We start from the raw sequence: 13,104 nt of genomic DNA on the forward strand, positions 1-13,104 counted from the left end.
CGCGAGCTTCCCGCCGCAGGCGGGGGTCCGGCCACATGCGGAGGGCCGCGACCAGCGCTGCCGGCAAAGCGCCGACAGGCGGGGCCAGGCGGAACATGAACCCGCGCGACAGCGCACCCCCGTCCGGTGGACCCCCGCGCGGCAGCGCAGGACGTCAGCGGCGGGCCGCGCGCTCGCCCTCGTCCGCCGCGCCGCCCGCCCCGACCAGACCGGTGCGGGTACCCGTCTCGGCGAGCCGGGGCTCGAAGCGGCGCATCTCCCGCTGCCCCACCGTGCCGATGACGGGCGGCAGGTAGCCCCGGATGCCCTGCATGCCGCGCAGCCACCACTGCCCGTACACGTGGCGCGAACGGCGCTCGATCCCCGCCACGATCCGGTCGACGGCCGGGCCCAGCGGGTATGTGCGGTTCGCCGGCCACGGCAGCCGCTTGCGCAGGTCGCGCATGACCTCGTCCTCGTCGGCGCCGCGCACCATGTCGGTGTCCGTCCAGGACAGGTAGCCGACTCCGACCCGTACGCCCTTGTGGCCGACCTCCGCGCCCAGGCAGTGGGCGAACGCCTCCACGCCCGACTTCGACGAGCAGTACGCGCTCATCATCGGCGCCGGCGTGATCGCCGCGAGGGAGGCGATCTGCAGGAAGTACCCGCGGGAGGCGATGAGCCGGGGCAGGAAGGCGCGTCCGGTGACCGCGCCGCCGATGAGGTTGACCTCGATGACGCGGCGCCACGAGACGGGATCGGAGTCGACGAACGGACCGCCGCTTGCGACACCCGCGTTGGCCACCACCACGTCGACCTTGCCGAACCGCTCCCCGACCTCGCCCGCGATGCGGGTCATGGCCTCGTGGTCGGTGACGTCGCCGTGCCAGTACTCGGACTCCGTGCGAAGCGACTCGCTGACCTTCTTCAACTCGTCCGGCTCCAGGCCGATCAGCGCGACCTTCGCCCCCCGCGCGGAGAGCTTCCGCGCCAGCAGCTCGCCGACACCGCGGGCCGCTCCGGTGACGACCGCGACCTGGCCCTCCAGGTTCCGACGTCCGCTCACGGCGTCTCCTCCTTCGTCTTCCGCATCTGGGTCTGCCTGTCCGGTTCCGTGTCCGTACGCGTGCCGGTGGGCGTCCGCGTACCCGTGCCCGTGCCCGTGCCGCCGGGGGCCGCCGCGTCCGTGAGGTGCTCCCGTACGAGAGCGCGCAGCACCCCGCTCACCTCCGAGGGCGTCTCGACGGGTGTCATGTGGCCGCGCCGCGGCAGCTCGTGCAGGCCGGCGCAGTGCGGCAGCGCCTCGGCCATCACGCGCGCGAGTGCCGGGGGCGTCAGCCGGTCGTGGGTGCCGGTGATCACCGCTGTCGGTGCGCCGAGTGCCCGGACGTTCGTCCCGATGTCGAGCTTCGTGAGCACCGCACCCCAGGCTCCGCGCTCGCGCGGCCGGCACGCGTGCACGAGCCGGGCGACGGCGGCGAGCTGCTCGGGCGTCGCGTCGGGGCCCATCGTCCCGTACTTCAGCGCCTTCCTCGTGAGCGGCGAGACGGGACCGAGCGGCAGCCTGGAGAGCAGCAGGAACCGGTGCGCGCGCTCACGCATGCGCTCAGAGCGCAGCGGCAGGACCCGCGCGGACTCCACGAGCCGGTGAGTGCCGGTGTTGCACAGCATCAGGGCCGCGGCCCGCTGCTCAAAGCCGGGGCGTCCGGCGGCGGCCACGAGGGTCGCCGCTCCCATGGAGTGCCCGCCCAGCACCGCCCGTTCGCCCGGCGCCAGCGCCTCGTCCAGTACGGCGCACAGGTCGTCCGCAAGGGATGACGGGCCGTAGAGGTGCCCATCCGTACCCGGCGAACGGCCGTGTCCGCGCTGGTCGTACGTCACGACGCGGTGGCCGCCGGCCGTCAACTCCCGTATGACGGGGGCCCAGAAGGCCGTCGAACAGGTCCAGCCGTGTGCCAGCACCACGGCCGGGTCCGTATCGCGTCCGTGCACCTCGACGTGGAGCCGGGCCCCGTCGGCGGACGTGGCCGTCAACTCCCGTGCCGCGGGCGGCGGATCGTACGGACCGGGTGTCCTGCCCAGCGATGCGGTCAGGCGCGCCATCAGCCCTCCTCGGCCGCGTGGAATGCGGCCGCCGCCGTGCTTCGTCCGGTGCGCGGCACCCGCACGGGGGCGGCGCCCCGGGCGCCACCCCGGGCGCCCGGGGCGGCGGCACCGCTCTTCGAGACCTGCCGCCGCACCTCGTACTCCTCCAGCCGGACCTCCCTGGTGACCTTGCGGAACTCGGAGGTCGTACCGGGCCAGACGGTCGTGTTGCGGCCGTTCGCGTCGAGATACCAGCTGTCGCAGCCGGTGTTCCACACGCTGCGGCGCATCCGGTCCTGGACGTGGTCGTTCCAGGCCCGTACGGCCTCGGGGCGGGCGTCGAGAGCGGCCTTGCCCGCCGCGCCGCCCAGCATCTCCAGCTTCTTCACGTAGTCGACCATGTAGTTCAGCTGCGCCTCGATGATGAGGATCATCGAGCTGTTGCCCAGGCCGGTGTTGGGGCCGATGACCGTCATGAGGTTCGGGAAGCCGCTGGCGGAGCAACCCCGCAGCGCCTCCATGCCGCCCGACCAGGACTCGGCGAGCGTCATGCCGTCGGCGCCCTTGACGCGGTGCGCGATCGGCATGTCCGTGACGTGGAATCCGGTGCCGAAGACGATCGCGTCGACCTCGGCCTCGGTGCCGTCCGCGGCGACGAGGGTGTTGCCGCGGACCTCCTTCAGACCCGAGTCGACCAGGTCGGTGTTGGGCCTGGTGAGCGCCGGATAGTAGTCGTTGGAGAGCAGGATGCGCTTGCAGCCGATGCGGTAGTCCGGGGTGAGCTTGCGCCGCATCTCCGGGTCCTTCACCGCGCGCTTCATGTGGCCGGTGGCCAGCCCCTCGATGAGGCCGAGCATCCTCGGGTGCTTGGCGAAGGCCGAGACCTGCAACTCCCGTATGCCCCACAGGATCTGACGCCGCAGATGACGTGTGGCCGGCACCCTGGCGTGCAGCCTCCGCTCCAGCGCGGTGATCTCACGGTCGGCCCTGGGCATCACCCACGCCGGGGTGCGCTGGAAGAGGGTGAGCCGCTCGACGTACGGCTGGATCGCCGGTACGACCTGGATCGCGGAGGCGCCCGTACCGATGACGGCGACGCGCTTGCCGCGCAGGTCGAAGTCGTGGTCCCACTGCGAGGTGTGGAAGACCTTGCCGCCGAAGCCCTCCAGGCCGGGGATGTCCGGGATCTTGGCGTCGGAGAGCGGGCCCGTCGCGTTGACCACGAAGTCCGCGGTGAGCTGCGTGCCCTGCCCGGTGGTGATGGTCCAGTGCAGCTCCTCCGGGTCCCAGCTCATCAGCTCGACCTCGGAGTTGAACCGGATGTGCTGCCGCAGCCCGAAGTTGTCCGCGACGCGCTCCAGATATGCGCGGATGTGCTCCTGTCCCGAAAAGGTGCGCGGCCACTCGGGGTTGGGCGCGAAGGAGAACGAGTACAGATGCGAGGGCACGTCGCAGGCGCACCCCGGATACGTGTTGTCGTGCCAGGTCCCTCCGACCGCCTCCCGGCGTTCGAGGACGACGAAGTCGGTGACTCCGGCGCGGCGCAGCCGTACGGCGGCCCCCAGGCCGCCGAATCCGGATCCGATCACCGCCACCCTTACGTGCTCGTGCTCGCGCTCGGCCGCCATACCGCCGCCTCCCGAGGGTCTGTCTGTCTCGCCGCCTGTACGGTGCCAGTAATCACTGGCACGGTTGGAGCGTAAGGCAGAGAGATACCGATGGGTAGGGGTCGCGCAGAGGAAGTTACCGCCGGTTGCACCTACGGGCCGGTGCGCCGGGGAGCGGTGCGGCGCCCGTACGTACGAGCGAGCCCGCTGGTTAGGCTGCCATCGTGACCGACGACAGAGAGCGAGCGCGGAGCACGGACCCGGCCCTCCCGGGCGGTGCCGGTCACGCCGACGAAGGCCCGGGCGGCGGCGACGGCACGTACCGGCGGCGTACGGACGGCGGGACGGCGCCGACGACGGCCACGACAGCGAACGGGGGTGCCGGCGCGGGCGGTTCGGCGGGCGTGGACGCGGCCCCGGACACCGGCTCCGAAGCGGGCGGGGACGCCCGCGAGTACCGGGCGGCCGAGCTCGCCGAGCTCGCCGGCATCACCACCCGCACCCTGCGCTTCTACCGCGAGCGCAAGCTGCTGCCGCCGCCCCGCCGCGAGGGCCGCATCGCCTGGTACGACGAGCACCACCTGGCCCGGCTGCGCACGATCTCCGGCCTGCTCGCCCGCGGTCACACCCTGGGCGGCATCGCCGATCTGCTCGGGGCATTCGAGAGCGGACGCGACTCGCACGGCACCGCCGAGCTGCTCGGCCTCGAATCCTCCATGATCACGGCCCTGTTCGCGGAGGAGACCCCGATCCGGCTGACGCCCGAGGAGCTGGCGGACTACTACCAGGGCGAGGTCACCGTCGAGAATCTCGCCGCTTCGCTCGACATCGGCTACATCGCCGTCGACGGCGACGAGTTCGTACACGCCAGCCGCCGCCTGCTGGACGCGTCCTCGGAGCTGGTGAAGAAGGGCATCCCGCTCGCCGCCGTGCTGGCCGCCGGGCGCGAACTGCGCACGCAGAGCGAAGCGATCGCGGAGGTCTTCGCCGGTCTCTTCCGTACGCATCTGCTGCCGCAGGAACAGGCCCGTGCCCCCGAAGGGCTCGACGCCGAGTGCCTCAACGACCTGCTGACGCAGCTGCGTCCGCTGGCGAAGCAGGTTGTCGAGGCGGAACTCGGGCTGGCCCTGGACCGCCGCGTACGGGCCGAGGTCGAGGAGTGGATCGCTCAGTACGATCCCTCCGCACAGGACGACGCCGGCACCGGCTGACGGACCAGCCCGCCGGCCCCGCTCCCCTGGCCGGCAGCGCATCCGGCTCGGTCTCCGGCCCCTCCGGGCCTCCCGCCCCCGTACGGGTGCGGTTTCCCGGCGGCGGTTCGCCGCCCGGGGCAGCGAACCGTGACGGCACTGGCATTCTTCGGCCAGAAATCCTGGAAGACGGCCGCCTCGGTGGCAGCATCATGCGAATTTCCTGAGCCGATTAATTCAATTCGGCGCACCGTGACAGCTAGCGGCCATAAGGCTTGAGGGCCCATCAGGCGCATGCCTAAGGTAAAGACCGCCTGCCACCCGAATTGCTAAACGGAGGTAAAAGCGTGACCACCGTCACCGAAAAACACCAGACCGAAATCAAGGATCTTGTCTGCGACATCCTTGAAATCGACCCCGACGAGGTGACAGAGACGAGCCTTTTCAAGGAGGAACACGACGCGGATTCGCTGCGCGCCATCGAGATCCTCGCCTCGCTCGAAAGGAACTTCAACGTAACCATCGACCAGTCCGAGCTGGCCCGGATGGTGAATCTGAAGGGCGTCTACGAGGTCGTTTCCGAAGCTGCCGGCTGGTAAATCCGAAGAATCGAGGAAACCATGCCCGCCTCACCAGCTCGCAGGGTTGTCATCACAGGTCTCGGAGCAGTGTCCAGCATCGGGACGGGAAGGGAAGCGTTCCTGTCCGCGCTGCGTTCGGGCCGTACGGCGGCGAAACCCATCACGGCCTTCGACACGACGGGGTACGAGCACGCGATCGGTTGTGCCGTAGCGGACTTCGAACCCGAGCAGTGGATGCGCAACCTCGCCCCGGAGACTCTGGGCCGGGCGAGTCAGTTCTCGGTCTCCGCGGCACGCATGGCCGTCGCGGACGCCGGTCTGACCGACGGCGAACTGCGGGAACAGCCCTGCCTGGTGTCGATCGGCACCACCGACGGCGAGTCCCACGACCTCGACCATCTCGTGGAGTCAGAGGTGCGGCACGGCCCTGGAGCGATGGACGCGGGGATCGCCCGCAGGGTCCCCGCGGGCCGCCTGTCCGCGGCCATCGCGCACGAACTCGGCCTGGAACAGGTCGAGGCCGTCACACTTCCGACCGCATGCGCGGCCGGCAACTACGCCATCGGCTACGGCTACGACGCCATCCGCTCGGGAGACACGGAGTACGCGCTCTGCGGCGGGGCCGACGCGCTGTGCCGCAAGACGTTCACCGGCTTCTACCGGCTGGGCACCATCGCCCCGGAGCGGTGCCAGCCGTTCGACAAGAACCGCCAGGGGATTCTCACCGGTGAGGGCGCCGGCGTCCTGCTGCTGGAGAGCCTGGAATCCGCCGTCGCACGCGGCGCCCGGATCTATGCCGAGGTTCTCGGATACGGGCTGAACTGCGACGCCCATCACCCCGTCGCTCCGAACCAGGACAGCGTCGCCCGGTGCATGCAGCTCGCGCTGGACGACGCGGAGGTCAAGAGTTCCGAGGTCGACTTCATATCCGCGCACGGCACGGGCACGAAGGCCAACGACGTCACCGAAGCCGCCGCGATACGCCAGGTGTTCGGCGACCGTCCACCGCGCACGGTCTCCATCAAGTCGATGATCGGGCACACCATGGGCGCCGCCAGCGCCCTCGCCTCCATCGCCTGCGCGCTCGCCATCACCGAGGGCTTCATCCCGCCGACGATCAACCACGTCGAGACCGATCCCGAGTGCGCCCTCGACTGCGTACCGAACGAAGCGATCGAAGCGGATCTGCGGGTGGTGCAGAACAACGGACTCGCCTTCGGCGGCAACAACGCGGTCGTGATCTTCGGACGGCACGAGGGACGAACCGCATGACAAGCGACCGCACAACGCAGGGGGAAGGCCCATGAGTTGGTTCGTGACGGGCGCGGGCGCAGTCACCAGCGTGGGCAAGGACGCGGACGAGACCTTCGCGAACCTGTGCGCCGGCCGCAGCGGCCTCGCCGAACTGCGTGCCTTCGACAGCGCCCAGTACAGGACACAGCACGCCTACGAGATCGACGACCGGCCTGCGCGCGAACGCGACGTCCCGTACCGGGCGACCGACTGGCTGCTGCGGTCCGTCACCGAGGCCGCGGAACAGGCCGGCCTCGGTACCGATCTGAGCGGCATCCCGGTGCTTGTCGGCACCGGTCTCCGCGAGCTTCGCTCGGCCGAGCTGGCCTGGCGCGACGGTGCGGACTTCGACATCTCGAGGCTGCACTTCGGCACAGCTCTGCGGGAACGCTTCGGGACCTCGGACAGCCACACCTTCTCCAACGCCTGTTCCGCTTCGCTGTACGCGCTCGCGCTGGCCACCGACATGCTCGCCTCGGGGATGCACGAGACCGTCGTCGTCGCGGGCGTGGACACGCTCACCGAGAGCATGTACGGCTCCCTGGACCGCGTCCACATGGAACCTCCCCGGTCCGTGCAGCCCTTCGACCGGCAGCGGCGCGGAGTCCTCATGGGTGAGGGAGCCGCCGCCGTCGTGCTGCGCCGCGACGTCGAGGACCGGAGCAGCAGCCTGGGCACCGTGCGGTCGGTGAGCGTGAACTGCGACGCGCACCATGTGACGGCGCCCGACCCGCGGGGCATCACCGAGGCCGTACGGGCCGCTCACGACCTGGCAGGTGTCAAGCCTTCGGACATCGACCTGGTGCTCCTGCACGGCACCGGCACGCTGCTCAACGACGAAGGTGAGGCCACGGCCGTCTCACAGGCGTTCGGCCCGGACGTGGGCGTACCGCTGATGACCGCCGTCAAGTCCATGACCGGGCACACCTCGGGCGGTTCGGGGCTGCTGAGCCTGATCGTCGCCCTGCGTTCCCTGGCGACTGGATGGGTGCCGCCGATCGCCGGCCTCCGACGGCCGGTGGCGGAGGCGGACGGCTTCCGCTTCGTGCAGAAGGAAGCGCGAAGGGTCTCGGACATGTCGCTCGCCCAGGTCGACGCATTCGGATTCGGCGGGGTCAACGCCGTGGCAGTCGTGGAAAGGGGCGCGCGGTGAGCGAGTCCGGTACGCACATCACCGGTCTGGGCCTGGCCCTTCCCGGAGTCGCGGAGGCCGCGGACCTCGTCTCCTCCGGCGAGCGCGCGGACGCACCGCCCCCCGACCCGGCCGAGCGAATCGGGCGGAAGGGGCTGCGCTACAAGGACCGAGCGACGCAACTGGCGCTGGTTGCGGCCCGGGACGCGCTGTGCGACGCGGGCCTGATCACCCCCGACAGGGAACGGTGCGCGGCGGGCGGCTCCACCGCCGTCGTGGCGAGCTCCAACCTCGGCAACCTCGACAGCGTCTGCACGATCGCCGGCGACATCGCTGAGAAGTCCGTCGCCGCCATCAGCCCGATGAACCTGCCGAACGCCTCCAGCAACGTCGTGGCCTCGTCCGTCGCCATCCGATTCGGGCTCCGCGGCCCGAACCTGATGCTGTGCAACGGCGTCGCCTCCGGTCTGGACGCGGTGCGCTGGGGAGCCTCACTGATCAGCGCCGGCCGTGCGGAACGGGCCCTGGTCGTCGGCGTCGAGACGGGGAACGGCGTCACGGCCCGGCTCACCGGGGTGCCAGAGGACGACCAACTCGACGGTGCTGTGGCACTGGTCCTCGAAAGCAGCACGGCCGCCCGGCTGCGCGGCGCCACCTCGATGGCGTCCCTGGGCGAGGGAGTCCGCTCCACGTCGGTGGCCGGGTGCGTGGGCTCGCTCCTGCCGTACGACGCGTCCGCGTCCGGCGGCACGCACGCCCGCGGCACGCGCTCCGGCGGCGCCGTCGAGGCAGGCCCCGGTGTCTGGTTCGTACCCGAACGGTTCGATCTCTCGGCACCGCTGCCCGGCACCGAAGGGCTCGAACGACACGACGTGACACGGACGTTCGGCCGAGCCTCCGGGGCCCTGGGTGTGCTCCAGTGCGCGGCGGCGGTGAGCTGGTTCGCATCGGGCGAGGCAACCGCGGCGCTGGTCACCAGTGGCGACGACGGCTGCGACGGAGTCGCCGGAATGATGCTGGGTGCCCCGAGAGGTGCGCGATGAACTTACCGGCGGTGCAAGAGGACAGCGGTCTCGCGGGCGGTGGCGACACGCCCGTCGTCGTCGCACGAGTGAGGCGGGCACAGGGTCCACGGCCGCTGCGTCTGCTGCTCCTGCACGGGCTCGCCAGCAGCTCGCAGGTCTGGCAGCCGGTGCTGCCGCTGCTGGCACCGGAGTACGAGGTCTGGACGGCCGATCTGCCCTGGCGCGGCGCCGGAGTTCCCGGCTGGCCGCAACGGCCACCGGACACATGGATCGACCAGGCGGTCAGGCAGCTCCCGGGGAACGGCGCCGACGTGATCGTCGCGCACTCGTTCGCGGCCAACGGCACGCTCGCCTGGCTCGACCGATGCGGCTGGGGCGTGACGTCCTACCGTCCCCACGGGCACATGCCACGCGGTGTCGTGCTCGCCGCCCCCTTCTACCGCGCCGCGGCCGAGCACTTCGACTGGGACACGATCTCCTACTACCTCAACCACTTCGACCGCATCCTCCAGCACGGCGTGCGGGTCCGGTCCGGCAGCCGGCTCTCCGACGAGATCGAACACGACATGGCCCTGAAGGTCCGTGACCGGATCGGCTGTCACGGATGGATGCGGTTCTTCGACAGCTATCTGGCCACTCCCGCGCTGCGTACCGAAAGGATGCGGCTGCCCTTCGTGGTCATCGGGGGGAGCGAGGACTTCGCCGCCTTCCCGCGCGACGCCCACGCGCTCGGCGAGGCCCTGCCCGAAGCCGACGTGCACATCCTCGCCGGCGCAGGCCACTTCACGATGGCCGAGCGCCCGCGAACCTTCGCGGATCTGACCAACAGCCTGATCCGCACCGTGTCCGCCCGGAACGAGGCGGACGACCACAACCCGGCGATGGAGTACAAGGCATGACGACGGCAACAGAAGCGACAGTGGCCACGGCCCTCAAGTCCCTGCTGAACGAGCAGACCACCGTGGAGGTCAGGCCCCGCTACGAAGGCTCCAACATCTGCACGTGGATCGGCTTCAAGCACGTCAACTACCTCGTGGAAGAAGCCGTCCTGCACCACTTCCGCACGGCGGGTCTGCCGGCCAGGGGTCTCTACGAGGAGCACGGCCTCGGGCTGGACTTCGTGGACCTCGACACACGCATCCTGCACGCCTTCCACATGGACGACGCCGCGCAGGCGCTGGTCGTGCCCGACACCGCGGAGGACGCGTCCGTCCTCGGCTTCCGCGTGACGCTCTGCGTCGAGCGGGACGGCAGCTCCCTCAAGGCCGTCACCTCGAAGGTCAAGGTCTCACTGCGCCCGGACGGCTATCTCGACCGCACTGCGGAGACACCCCAGGAGCTCGCCCCGTTCACGGTTGCGAGGCTCGGCGCGCACACGGAGACCCGCCCAGGCGCCGTTCCTGACACCGGCCCGGCCGTCGGAACCACCGTGAACACATCGCTCTCGTACGGACGCGGCACGACCGGCGAGGAGGATCCGGTCCTCGCCCAGCTCACCCGCGACGCGAACGCGTTCGGCTGGAAGTGGCGGATCCCTTACCCCTACTGCCACTTCACCGAGCGGCTTCAGATGTCCGGCTATCTGCGGCAGATGGAGGAGGTCGTCGATCTTTTCCTCGCCGACCGCGGAATCTCGATCAGGGAACTCCTGGACGAGCGCCGGTGGATTCCGGTCGTCCCGCAGTCGCGCATCCGGATTCTCGACGAGGCGCTCATGGAGGAAGACCTCTACACCGTCTACACGGTGGAGAGCATCTTCAAGGACTTCACGTACACCTCCCGGATGGATTGCTACGTGGTGCGGGACGGAAAGCTCGTGAAAACCGCCACGGGGAAGATCACACACGGCTACGCGGTGATCGAGAACCGCAGGGACTGGAGCCTGGTCAATTTCGACGAGCGTGTCGTCCGCGCCCTCGGTGGAGAGCCGGCCGAGCGCTGAACCTTCCGGTCGGCCGGGGACCTTCGCACTGCACTTCGGAGAATTCGATGGACGAAATACTCATCACCGGGCTCGGCGTCATCTCGTGCCTCGGCAACGGCGTCGACGCCTTCTGGCGAGGAATGAACGAGGCGGCCAGCGCTCCTCGCAGGGTGCCGGACCCGAATGCGCACATGGACATCCCGATGATGTACGGGGTGCCCGAAGCCGAAGTGCCCCGCGCCGAGCGGGAACCGGACGGGCAGCCACTCGGGCTCGGGTCCCGCTTCGCACTGGAGGTGTCCCGTCAGGCGATCGCTTCCGCCGAACTGGACGGCACCGATCCGCAGCGCATCGCCGTGGTCATCGGCACCGGAATGGGAGACGCCGGGCTGCACGAGGAGTGGCGCGTATCCGGATATCCCGAGCGGGACGGCTGGTCCCCCACCTTCTGCGTCGCGTCCGCGGTGGGCAGCCTGGCCGGCGCAGAGGGTCCCAATATCAGCGTGAGCAACGCGTGTGCGGCGAGCGGCTTCGCCATATCCATCGCCGCCGACCTGATCCGCTCCGGCGAGGCCGACGTGGTCGTCACGGGAGGTGCCGAGGCGTACTCGCGTGTCGCGCTGGGCTGTTTCAACCGGCTCGGCGCCGTCGACAGCCGTCGGTGCCGCCCCTTCGACGCACACCGCGAAGGAACCGTCTTCGGTGAAGGGGCAGCCGCGCTCGTCCTCGAATCGGAGGAGCACGCCCGCCGGCGGGGCGCCCCCCGGGCCTACGCGCGCCTGGCCGGCGCGGGCTGGAGCTGCGACGCCCACCACACGACTGCCATCGAGCCCGAGGGCGAACAGGTCGTACGGGCCATGCGGCAGGCTCTGCGCGAATCGGGAGTGGACCCGTCCGAGGTCGGCTGCGTCGTCCCGCACGGCACCGGAACGCTGATCAACGACACCGTCGAGAGCAGGGCCCTGTCCGAGGTGCTGGGCCCCGTCGCCGCAAAGCACCCCCTGTACAGCCTCAAGTCCCTCATCGGCCACACCGGAGGGGCAGCGGGCGCACTCGCCGCACTCGCGGCGGTGCTCATCGTGCACCGCGGCACGGTGCCGCCGAACGTCCCCCGCGACGTGGCCGATCCCGAGTGCGAGGTGTCCCTCCCCGAACGGGCAGTGCCCTTCGACGGCTCCGCCGCGGTGGTCAACGCCTACGCCTTCGGCGGCAACAACGTCTCCCTCGTACTCCAGGAGGCCGGATCATGAGCGGACCCGAGATCACGAGTGCCGCTGCGGCGGAACTCACAGTCACCGGAATCGGAGTGATCAGCCCCCGGGGCCACGACGCGTCCGCGGCGACCCTGCCCGGCGCCGCGCCGTCCGGCGACTGGTTCGACTACCGCACGGAGCTGGGGCGCAGGGGGTACAAGTACCTGCCCGCCGCATCCCAGTACTTCCTGGCGGCGTGCAACCGTGCCCTCCGGGCCAGCGGCGGTTGCGAGCATGTGCCTGCGGAGGAGCGCGGGGCTGCCGTGGGCACCAACAGCGGGGCCGAGGGGCTGCACTCCGCGATGGACGAGACCATCGTCAAGACGGGCGCGGAGGACCTGAGTCCGGCGACGGCACCGTTCTTCTCCATCAATCTCTTCGGCAGCCGGATGGCGATGGAGCACGCCTTCAAGGGCTTCAACCTCACCCTCACAAGCCCGAGGGTCGCCGGATTCGAAGCACTCCGTACGGGGCTGCGCTCGCTCCGGCTCGGCCGTGCCTCGTGGCTGCTCGCCGGGGCGACCGAGGACGCGCTGGCCGTGCTCGATCCCGGCGCTTCCGGCTCGGAGGCCGGGGCCGTGGCCCTGGTCCTGGAGTCCGCCGCCGGGGCCGCAGCACGCGGAGCGACGTCACTGGGCGAGCTGTCGGTGCGCTCCGGCTTCCTCCCCCCGCACAAGGCCGGGCAGCCACAGGGCACAGAGCACGCCCGGCGGCTGCTCGGCACGGCGCTGACCGCCGGCGGGGGTACCGGCGGCGGGGGTACCGGCGGCCCGCCGGACGAAGTGACAGCGGTACTGGACGACTCACCGGTGGGGCGAGCAGTCACCGGAGCGCTGGGTGACACGGCACGCCGGGTCCCCGCCGGATCGGGCTGCCTGGAGCCGCTGCTTCAGGCAGCCGGGGCGCTCGCCCGGGGCGGTGACCGGAGCGCGGCGGTGGTCACCGCGGCGGCGACGGGAGAGGTCGCCGTATGCCGGATCACACCGGCGCGCACCGGCACCGCCGCCCACCGGCAATCCGACAACGAGGCATGAG

General features: G+C 70.7%; 12 protein-coding genes. 9 read left to right on the top strand and 3 right to left on the bottom strand.

The window, feature by feature from the left end:
- Nucleotides 1-154: 154 nt before the first annotated feature.
- The 3 genes from AN215_RS07520 to AN215_RS07530 are packed head-to-tail and all read right to left on the bottom strand — an operon-like array spanning nt 155 to nt 3,692.
- On the bottom strand, nt 155-1,045 hold the full coding sequence (locus AN215_RS07520; RefSeq protein WP_070013359.1) for an SDR family oxidoreductase: 891 nt from the start codon (nt 1,043-1,045) through the stop codon (nt 155-157).
- On the bottom strand, nt 1,042-2,082 hold the full coding sequence (locus AN215_RS07525; protein ID WP_070013358.1) for an alpha/beta fold hydrolase: 1,041 nt from the start codon (nt 2,080-2,082) through the stop codon (nt 1,042-1,044). Before AN215_RS07525 ends, AN215_RS07520 begins: the two co-directional genes overlap by 4 nt.
- Entirely contained in the window at nt 2,082-3,692 is a 1,611-nt protein-coding gene (locus tag AN215_RS07530; RefSeq protein ID WP_070013357.1) for a flavin-containing monooxygenase, read from the bottom strand. The genes AN215_RS07525 and AN215_RS07530 overlap by 1 nt, the downstream gene beginning before the upstream one ends.
- A gap of 383 nt (nt 3,693-4,075) precedes the next feature.
- Here AN215_RS07530 and AN215_RS07535 point away from each other — a divergent pair, with 383 nt between their 5' ends.
- The 9 genes from AN215_RS07535 to AN215_RS07575 all read left to right on the top strand — a co-directional run bounded on the left by AN215_RS07535 (nt 4,076) and on the right by AN215_RS07575 (nt 13,103).
- A complete protein-coding gene (locus tag AN215_RS07535; protein ID WP_070013917.1) occupies nt 4,076-4,882 on the top strand; it encodes a MerR family transcriptional regulator in 807 nt (268 codons plus the stop codon).
- Between the two features lie 326 nt (nt 4,883-5,208).
- Nucleotides 5,209-5,460 (top strand): acyl carrier protein, encoded by a 252-nt coding sequence (locus AN215_RS07540; RefSeq protein ID WP_070013356.1) that lies wholly within the window; start codon nt 5,209-5,211, stop codon nt 5,458-5,460.
- Nucleotides 5,461-5,481: 21 nt separating this feature from the next.
- Nucleotides 5,482-6,714 carry a beta-ketoacyl-[acyl-carrier-protein] synthase family protein gene (locus tag AN215_RS07545; protein ID WP_070013355.1) on the top strand — a complete coding sequence of 411 codons (1,233 nt, stop codon included), beginning with the start codon at nt 5,482-5,484 and terminating at the stop codon, nt 6,712-6,714.
- Between the two features lie 31 nt (nt 6,715-6,745).
- Nucleotides 6,746-7,888 carry a beta-ketoacyl synthase N-terminal-like domain-containing protein gene (locus tag AN215_RS07550; protein ID WP_070013354.1) on the top strand — a complete coding sequence of 381 codons (1,143 nt, stop codon included), beginning with the start codon at nt 6,746-6,748 and terminating at the stop codon, nt 7,886-7,888.
- A complete protein-coding gene (locus AN215_RS07555; protein WP_070013353.1) occupies nt 7,885-8,910 on the top strand; it encodes a beta-ketoacyl synthase N-terminal-like domain-containing protein in 1,026 nt (341 codons plus the stop codon). Before AN215_RS07550 ends, AN215_RS07555 begins: the two co-directional genes overlap by 4 nt.
- Entirely contained in the window at nt 8,907-9,791 is an 885-nt protein-coding gene (locus AN215_RS07560; protein WP_139140697.1) for an alpha/beta fold hydrolase, read from the top strand. Before AN215_RS07555 ends, AN215_RS07560 begins: the two co-directional genes overlap by 4 nt.
- Nucleotides 9,788-10,834 (top strand): acyl-CoA thioesterase family protein, encoded by a 1,047-nt coding sequence (locus tag AN215_RS07565; RefSeq protein ID WP_070013352.1) that lies wholly within the window; start codon nt 9,788-9,790, stop codon nt 10,832-10,834. The genes AN215_RS07560 and AN215_RS07565 overlap by 4 nt, the downstream gene beginning before the upstream one ends.
- A gap of 47 nt (nt 10,835-10,881) precedes the next feature.
- Nucleotides 10,882-12,066 carry a beta-ketoacyl-[acyl-carrier-protein] synthase family protein gene (locus tag AN215_RS07570; protein WP_070013351.1) on the top strand — a complete coding sequence of 395 codons (1,185 nt, stop codon included), beginning with the start codon at nt 10,882-10,884 and terminating at the stop codon, nt 12,064-12,066.
- A complete protein-coding gene (locus tag AN215_RS07575) occupies nt 12,063-13,103 on the top strand; it encodes a beta-ketoacyl synthase N-terminal-like domain-containing protein (RefSeq protein ID WP_079122807.1) in 1,041 nt (346 codons plus the stop codon). Before AN215_RS07570 ends, AN215_RS07575 begins: the two co-directional genes overlap by 4 nt.
- The last annotated feature ends 1 nt before the right edge of the window (nt 13,104 follow it).

Source organism: Streptomyces abyssalis, from assembly GCF_001751365.1.
Classification (GTDB): domain Bacteria; phylum Actinomycetota; class Actinomycetes; order Streptomycetales; family Streptomycetaceae; genus Streptomyces; species Streptomyces abyssalis.

What these genes read in the sequence shown, in the direction of transcription:
- AN215_RS07560 (WP_139140697.1), top strand. Translation starts at nt 8,907, where the DNA reads ATGAACTTACCGGCGGTGCAAGAGGACAGCGGTCTCGCGGGCGGTGGC.
- AN215_RS07545 (WP_070013355.1), top strand. Translation starts at nt 5,482, where the DNA reads ATGCCCGCCTCACCAGCTCGCAGGGTTGTCATCACAGGTCTCGGAGCA.
- AN215_RS07530 (WP_070013357.1), bottom strand. Translation starts at nt 3,692, where the DNA reads ATGGCGGCCGAGCGCGAGCACGAGCACGTAAGGGTGGCGGTGATCGGA.
- AN215_RS07550 (WP_070013354.1), top strand. Translation starts at nt 6,746, where the DNA reads ATGAGTTGGTTCGTGACGGGCGCGGGCGCAGTCACCAGCGTGGGCAAG.
- AN215_RS07575 (WP_079122807.1), top strand. Translation starts at nt 12,063, where the DNA reads ATGAGCGGACCCGAGATCACGAGTGCCGCTGCGGCGGAACTCACAGTC.
- AN215_RS07570 (WP_070013351.1), top strand. Translation starts at nt 10,882, where the DNA reads ATGGACGAAATACTCATCACCGGGCTCGGCGTCATCTCGTGCCTCGGC.
- AN215_RS07565 (WP_070013352.1), top strand. Translation starts at nt 9,788, where the DNA reads ATGACGACGGCAACAGAAGCGACAGTGGCCACGGCCCTCAAGTCCCTG.
- AN215_RS07525 (WP_070013358.1), bottom strand. Translation starts at nt 2,082, where the DNA reads ATGGCGCGCCTGACCGCATCGCTGGGCAGGACACCCGGTCCGTACGAT.